This window comes from Mycobacterium sp. E787 (assembly GCF_001668725.1).
Lineage (GTDB): Bacteria > Actinomycetota > Actinomycetes > Mycobacteriales > Mycobacteriaceae > Mycobacterium.
The window spans coordinates 1-1,169 of the sequence record NZ_LZKL01000078.1 but is presented as its reverse complement, the minus strand read 5'-3'; the positions used below and the strand labels follow the sequence as shown (position 1 = coordinate 1,169).

Here is a 1,169-nt window from a genome sequence, read left to right as displayed (position 1 = left end):
TCCTGGGCCCACATCTGCTCGTATTCGGCCTCGGCCGCCGCGATCGCCGGCGCGTTCTGGCCGAACAGGTTCGACATCACCAGCGACACCAGCTGGCCGCGATTGGCCGTGATCGACCCGGGGTCCACGATGGTCGCCAGCGCGGCCTCGTAGGCGACGGCCGCCGCCCGCGCCTGGGCCGCCGACTGCTCGGCTTGCGCGGCCGCCCCGCCCAGCCAGTCCACGTACCCGGCGGCCGCGTTGGTCATGGACGCCGCCGACGGGCCCTGCCAGGCCTGCCCGGCCAGGTCCGAGGTCACGGAGCTGAATGCGCTTGCCGCCGCGCTCAACTCACTGCGGATCCCGTCCCAGGCCGCCGCCGCCTCCAGCATCGGCCCCGGGCCCGGCCCATCAAGCAGGAGCACCGAGTTGACCTCGGGCGGAAACACCGAAAAGTTCATCACTGCTCCCCTCGATCGTCGTTGATCAGACCTTCAGCAGCCACTGGAGCAACGTACATTCTCCGGCCTGCCCCATACCCCGTTAGGCGGGAATCCAATCCCGGCCGCCGCACGATCGTTGCGGACCGGACCGCAGGGATCAAGCGCTCGCAGTCGCGGTTGCGTGTGAACCCGAGCGAAGGCACACTTTGGCTCCCGGGGCTCGCTGCTGAGAAGGGACCGCGGTCATGAGCTTTTTGGTGCTCCCGCCGGAGATCAATTCGTCCCGGATGTTCTCCGGTGCCGGGTCAGCGCCAATGTTGGCGGCCGCTGCGGCGTGGGACGGGCTGGCCGATGAGTTGAGTGCGGCCGCGGGATCGTTTTCCTCGGTGACCTCGGCGTTGGCTGGTCACGCGTGGCAGGGTCCTGCATCCGCGGCGATGGCCGCCGCAGCCGTTCCGTATTCGGCGTGGTTGACCTCGGCGGCGTCTCAAGCTGCGAGTGCGGCCGCGCAGGCCAAAGCGGTGGCCGGTGCGTTTGAGTCGGCGTTGGCGGCGACGGTGCATCCGGTGGTGGTGTCGGCCAATCGCTCCAAACTGGTGTCGTTGGTGAACTCCAACCTGTTCGGTTTCAACGCTCCCGCGATTGCGGCTGTGGAATCCGACTACGAGGCGATGTGGGCCCAGGATGTCGCCGCGATGAGCGGCTACCACGCCAGCGCGTCGGCGACGGTCGCGCAGCTGGGCAACT

2 protein-coding genes are annotated in these 1,169 nt (G+C 68.8%); one reads left to right on the top strand and one right to left on the bottom strand.

The genetic code is table 11. The features are described from left to right. Nucleotides 1-440, bottom strand: a 440-nt coding sequence (locus tag A5705_RS15465; protein WP_231982340.1) for a PPE family protein, incomplete at its 3' end; no start/stop codon positions are given. 227 nt (nucleotides 441-667) lie between these two features. Between A5705_RS15465 and A5705_RS15460 the strand changes: the two genes are divergently transcribed. Next, nucleotides 668-1,169: PPE family protein (locus A5705_RS15460; RefSeq protein WP_156763133.1), on the top strand; the 502-nt coding region annotated here is incomplete at its 3' end.